The organism is Promicromonospora kroppenstedtii DSM 19349 (assembly GCF_000515355.1).
Taxonomy (GTDB): Bacteria; Actinomycetota; Actinomycetes; order Actinomycetales; family Cellulomonadaceae; genus Promicromonospora; species Promicromonospora kroppenstedtii.
The window spans coordinates 47,012-52,636 of the sequence record NZ_KI911693.1; the positions used below are offsets into that span (position 1 = coordinate 47,012).

General features: G+C 72.8%; 6 protein-coding genes and 1 pseudogene. 5 read left to right on the plus strand and 2 right to left on the minus strand.

The window, feature by feature from the left end:
* The first annotated feature begins 336 nt into the window (after positions 1-336).
* Complete coding sequence (locus PROKR_RS17040; protein WP_036964949.1) at positions 337-690, plus strand: hypothetical protein; 354 nt, start codon at positions 337-339, stop codon at positions 688-690.
* A gap of 10 nt (positions 691-700) precedes the next feature.
* On the opposite strand, the gene PROKR_RS17045 is transcribed toward PROKR_RS17040, so the two are convergent.
* Entirely contained in the window at positions 701-1,552 is an 852-nt protein-coding gene (locus PROKR_RS17045; protein WP_051433078.1) for an arylamine N-acetyltransferase family protein, read from the minus strand.
* A gap of 61 nt (positions 1,553-1,613) precedes the next feature.
* On the opposite strand from PROKR_RS17045, the gene PROKR_RS17050 reads away from it, so the two are divergent.
* Positions 1,614-2,099, plus strand: coding sequence for a DUF456 domain-containing protein (locus PROKR_RS17050; protein ID WP_036964951.1), 486 nt, complete (start codon positions 1,614-1,616; stop codon positions 2,097-2,099).
* Positions 2,100-2,233: 134 nt separating this feature from the next.
* On the opposite strand, the gene PROKR_RS17055 is transcribed toward PROKR_RS17050, so the two are convergent.
* On the minus strand, positions 2,234-2,788 hold the full coding sequence (locus PROKR_RS17055; RefSeq protein ID WP_036964954.1) for a PaaI family thioesterase: 555 nt from the start codon (positions 2,786-2,788) through the stop codon (positions 2,234-2,236).
* Between the two features lie 24 nt (positions 2,789-2,812).
* On the opposite strand from PROKR_RS17055, the gene PROKR_RS17060 reads away from it, so the two are divergent.
* The 3 genes and pseudogenes from PROKR_RS17060 to PROKR_RS17070 all read left to right on the plus strand — a co-directional run.
* A complete protein-coding gene (locus PROKR_RS17060) occupies positions 2,813-4,804 on the plus strand; it encodes a S9 family peptidase (RefSeq protein WP_036964961.1) in 1,992 nt (663 codons plus the stop codon).
* Between the two features lie 34 nt (positions 4,805-4,838).
* On the plus strand, positions 4,839-5,321 hold the full coding sequence (locus tag PROKR_RS17065; protein ID WP_036964963.1) for a GNAT family N-acetyltransferase: 483 nt from the start codon (positions 4,839-4,841) through the stop codon (positions 5,319-5,321).
* Positions 5,322-5,395: 74 nt separating this feature from the next.
* Positions 5,396-5,625 (plus strand): annotated as a pseudogene (locus PROKR_RS17070) (SAM-dependent methyltransferase); the annotation flags it as partial.

Below are 5,625 nucleotides of genomic sequence, written 5' to 3' on the forward strand. Positions count from 1 at the left end.
CGTTGCCGCCACGCGCCGGCATTGGTGACGCTGGCGCCGTCGGACCCTGTCGTCGTCCGATGCTGACTGGTGGCGTCAGGGGGTGTCCGGGGTCTCTCCTTTGAGGCCTAAGTTTCTTCGCTTTGCGCTGCCGCAAAGCGAAGAAACTTAGGCCTCAAAGGAGGGAGGGGGCAGGGGTGGGCGAGGGGCGTCCACGGGCGCGACCCCGGCGCACTCCCGGCGTACCCCGGCGCGTCCCACGGCGTCATCATGGCGGGCTCGTGAAAATTGTCACTAATGGCCCGGACGCGCGGTTTTCAGGCGCTCTGCACCCCTGGCGCGGATAGGCTGCCGAGCATGGAATTCCTCTACAACGTCTTCGTGTTCCTGCACTTCGCGAGCTGGGCGCTCGTGTTCGGCGGCGCGATCGCGTCGCTGCGCACCAAGGCCCTCTACAAGGGTGTCTCGCACGGTGCCATGGGTGCCGTCGTCGCGGGCGTCATCATGGTCGGCGTCGCGGAGATGGGCGGCCTCTGGGACGACGGCGGCCCGTCGATGGCGAAGATCGGCGTCAAGCTGATCATCGCGCTCGCCGTCGCCGTGCTCGCCGTGCTCGCGGTGCGCAAGGGCGAGAACGTGTCGCAGGGCCTCAAGGGCTCCGTGCTCGGCCTGACCCTGGTGAACATCGGCGTCGCGGTCTTCTGGAACTGACCTTTCCCGATCAGGACGGCCGGCGGGACGCCAGCCACTCCCGGTGCTGGGCCAGGCTGCGGTCGAACAGGCCGCGCAGGGCGTCGCCGTCGACGCCCCGCAGCGAGATGCCCAGCGCCCGGAGGGCGTCCCGCCAGTCGTCGTACGCCGTCAGCCCGACCTGCTCGGGGCGCATGCCGGTCCGGGTGAACTGGCACCCGCGCAGCGTCTCCGCGGCGTCGGGCAGACGGCGCTGCACCACCAGCTTGCGCGCGTAGGCGCCGTCGTCCGGCGCGGTGAGCTTCCGGTGCGCCCCGCGCTCCTGCTCCGGCGTGAGCACCTCGTCGAAGAGGTCCACCGCGCCGAAGCTGCCCTGCGGGTCGTGGTGGAACGTCCAGCCGTCCGCGCGCACGTCCAGCCGGTAGGTGAACGGGCCCTGCCGGTAAGTACCCGCGATCAGCGGCAGGGGTTCGTGCAGGCCGTCCCCGCAGCCGACGTCGGGCCACCAGACGCCGCCCGGGTTCTCCGCGGTGGGCAGTCCCCGCACCGACAGCGCCAGGTGCCCCACGTACACGTCGGCGCGCTCGGCCGCGGAGTCCCAGTTGTGGCCCCAGGCGGGCACCACGTCGTACCCGAGCGATCGCAGCGCCGCGGTCAGCACGCCGTTGTGGTGGAAGCAGTAGCCGGCGTTGCCGCCTGCCGCGACGCGTGCCAGGGTCGACGGCACGTCGACGGCGGGCGGGCTGCCGAGCATGGTGTGCAGGTTCTCGTACGGGATGCTCTCGGCGTGCCGCCGGTGGATCTCGAACAGGGTCGCCACGGTCGCCGGCGGCCGCTCGTCCAGGCCCAGCCGGGCGAGGTATCCGGCCGCCGCGTGCGTCATGGCGAGCAGGATATCCGCCGGACTCGGTGTCCGATTTGCACCAGCAGGCTAGTGTGCGGGCGTGGACGTTTGGGCAGAGGTACTCGTCGGTGTCGCAATCCTGGTCGGGCTGATCGGCATCGTCGTCCAGGTGTTGCCGGGCGCCGTGCTCGTGCTGGGCGGCATCCTCGTCTGGGCGATCTTCACGGGTGGCGTCGAGGCGTGGGTGGTGTTCGGCATCGCCGCGGTCGCCATCGCGATCGCCGAGGTGTTCCAGTGGATCCTCGCCGGCAAGCACATGCGCAAGGCCGAGGTACCCGTGCTGACCCTCGCCGTGGGCGGCATCGCGGGCATCATCGGCTTCTTCGTGATCCCGGTGATCGGCCTGTTCCTGTTCTTCGTCGCCGCGATCTTCCTGCTGGAGTGGGCACGCCGCAAGGATGTGTCGGCCGCCTGGGGCGCCACCAAGGCCGCCGTCCAGGCCACGCTGATCACGATCGGCGTCCAGCTCGTGGGCTCGCTGATCGCGACGGGCGCGTGGGTCGTGGGCCTCGTCATCACGGGCTGACGCCGGGGCCGGGCGGGTCGGCGACGAAAGTGCGCTTCTACCCAGCCATTCGGCCCGGAAACAGCGTGAATTACGGGCCCGATGACTGGGTAGAAGCGCTCCTCGGCGGTGGGCCGAGGCCGACGCCGGCGGCGTCAGGTGCCCGGCGTCGGCAGGTCGAAGATCAGCAGGGTGCTCGACGCCGTCGCGACCACCGCGCCCGTCGCGTCCCGCACCACGCCCTCGGTGAACCCGACCCGGGAGCCCGCCTTGATCACGGTGCCCTCCGCGCTGAGCGGCCCGCCGTCGCCCCGCACGGCCTTGACGTAGCTCACCTTGATCTCGATCGACGTGTAGCCCTTGCCCTGCGGCAGCACCGACTGGATGGCGCAGCCGCACACCGTGTCCAGCAGGGTGCAGAGCACGCCGCCGTGGATCGTGCCGATCGGGTTGTAGCCGGACTCGTCGGGCGTGCACCGGAAGGTCACGCGCCCCTCCTCGACCTCGTCGATGTCGAGGCCGAAGTGCGCGGCGATCGGCGGCGGCGGGATGACGCCCTCGCGCATCCGGCGCAGGAACTCCACCCCGGTCATCAGCGGTGCCTGCGCCGCGGTCTGGATGGGGTCGTACCAGGTCAGCTCGCGGGTCCGCGGCTCGCCCCAGGCCTCGTGAGCACTCGCAGGGGCGTCGGTCTGCTGTGTTTCGGACATGTTCGCAAGGGTAGTGTCCGGCCCATGCAGGCAGCCGACCTCCCCCTGATCCGCACCGTCTCCCGGCCCGCCGTCCACCCGGACGGGACCTGGGCCGTCGTCGCCGTGACCCGGCCCGACCTGGAGGCCGACGCCGTCGTGGGCCAGCTCTGGCGGGTGCCGCTCGGCGGGGACGCCGAAGCCGCCCCCAGCCGCCTCACCCGCGGGTTCCGCGACACCGAGCCGCGCTTCTCGCCCGACGGCGCCCTGGTCGCCTTCCTGCGTGCCCAGCCCCAGGCCGCCCCGCAGCTCTGGGTGCTGCCCGTCGCGGGCGGTGAGGCCGTGCAGGTCACCGACCGCACGCTCGGCGTCAGCGGGTTCCGCTGGTCGCCCGACGGCAAGCGCCTCGCGTTCCTCAGCCGCGAGCCCGAGGCGGGCCGCTACGGTTCGGTCGAGGGCATCACGCCGGCCGCCGAGGGTCCGCGCCGCATCACCGAGTGGAGCTGGACGCGCAACGGCCTGGGCTACCACCGGGACCGCCCGCAGCACGTGTACCTGGTCGACGTGCCCGACGTCGCGGGCGAGCCCGTGGTCCAGCCCGCCCCGACGGCGCAGGGTCCGGCCGAGCCCCGGCCCACGGTGGTCCAGCCGCGCCGGGTGACCACGGACGACGTCGACCACAGCGGGATCGCGTTCACGCCCGACGGCGGCTCGATCGCCGTCCTGGCCGAGCGCGAGCAGGGCGCGGGCCAGGTGGGCCGCAGCGTGCTGCGGGTGCTGCCTCTGGGCGCCGGCGTCGAGGGCGGGGGCTCCGAGGTGGAGCTCGGCACGCTGGGCCCGCAGGCGGTCGCGTTCGGCCCCGGCGGCGAGCTGTACGTGCTCGCCCAGGACCACGGCCCCGAGGGCAAGGACTTCGTGGCCCGCAACGCGGCCCTGTACGTGCTGTCCGCGTGGGCCGACCCGGAGCCGCGGCGCCTCACCGATCCCGAGACCCAGGAGCTCGGCCACGAGCCGGTGCCGCTGCCCGACGGCGGCGTCCTGCTCGTGCTCGCGAGCCGCGGCACCCAGCACGTGGTCCGCGTCGACGACGACGGCACCACAACCCAGCTGACCGGCGGAGACGTCGTCGTCTCCGACATCGGGGTGGGCGGCGGCACGGTCGCCGTGGCGTACGGCGACCCGGGCACCTACGGCGAGGTGGGCGTCGTCGCGGACGGCGCGATCCACCGCCGGACCGACTTCTCCGCGCCGCTGCGCGCGGCAGGCGTCGTCACGCCCACGGAGCTCACGGTCACGGGCCGGGACGGGTACCCGGTGCACGGGTGGGTCGCAGTGCCGGAGGGCACGGGCACGCACCCGACCCTGCTGATGATCCACGGCGGCCCCTACGCGTCCTACACCGCGGGGCTGTTCGACGAGACGCAGGTGCTGGTCGACGCCGGGTACGCCGTCGTCTACTGCAACCCGCGCGGCTCGGCGGGCTACGGGCAGGCGCACGGCCGCACGATCAAGCAGGCCATGGGCACCGTGGACCTGCACGACGTGCTCGACTTCCTGGACGGCGCGGTCGCGTCGGACGGCCGGCTGGACGGGTCGCGCGTGGGCGTGCTCGGCGGCTCGTACGGCGGGTACCTCACGGCCTGGACGATCGCGCACGACCACCGGTTCGCCGGCGCCGTCGTGGAGCGCGGGTTCCTCGACCCGGAGGTGTTCTTCGGTACCAGCGACATCGGCTCGTTCTTCGGTCTGGAGTACGTGGGGGAGAAGCCGGAGCAGGTGGCCGCGCAATCCCCGCAGGCCGTCGCCGGGCAGGTGACGACACCCACGCTCGTGCTGCACTCCGAGCTGGACCTGCGCTGCCCGCTGTCCCAGGCCGAGCGCTACTACTCGACGCTCAAGGGGCACGGCGTGGAGACCGAGCTGGTGGTCTTCCCCGGGGAGAACCATGAGCTGTCCCGGTCCGGTCGCCCGCGGCACCGGCAGCAGCGCTTCGAGGTGATCCTCGACTGGTGGAAGCGGTACCTGCCGGTCGTCTGACACGGTAGGGGTGGGGGCGTGCGAGGATCGATCCGTGCAGATCATCACCGCCCCGCTCGCCCAGCTCGACGTCGTCATCGCCTACGGGGTCTGGAAGCTGCGTCAGGACGTCTTCGTCGTCGAGCAGGACTGCCCGTACCACGACCTCGACGGCCGTGACGTCGAGCCGGGCGCCGTGCAGGTCGTGCTGCTGGCCGAGGCCGCGCCCGACTCGGTGTCCGACGGCGGCACCCGCGTGCTCGGCACGGCCCGCGTGCTCGACGACGGTGCCGTCTGGCGCATCGGGCGGGTCGCCCTGGCCAAGGAGGCCCGCGGCAAGGGCCTGTCCGACGACGTGATGCGAGCGGCCATCGAGTACATCGAGACCGCCGGCGACGAACGCGACATCGTGCTCGACGCGCAGTCGCCGCTCACGCGCTGGTACGGCAAGCACGGGTTCGTGGCGGACGGCGACGAGTTCCTCGACGACGGCATCCCGCACACGCCGATGCGTCGCACGGTGCATGCCTCGGCCTGAGTCCTGACGGCCGGTGCGCCCGGCGCCGGAAAAGAGGGTGAGCCGATCCCGCCGTCGGGCATAGCGTCGGTGCCGTGACCGACGACGCACACACCGCGGACCTCCGCGCCCACCACCCCGGCGACGACCCCGCCGACGGCCAGTTCCCCGAGAGCGTGGCCGCCGGGTATGACGACCCGGGCGGCGCGAACGACGCCGCTGTCGTGACACCCGCCGTGGACCTGCTGGAGGAGCTCGCCGACGGCGGCCCCGTGCTGGAGCTCGCGGTCGGCACCGGGCGCATCGCCGCGCCGCTCGCCGCCCG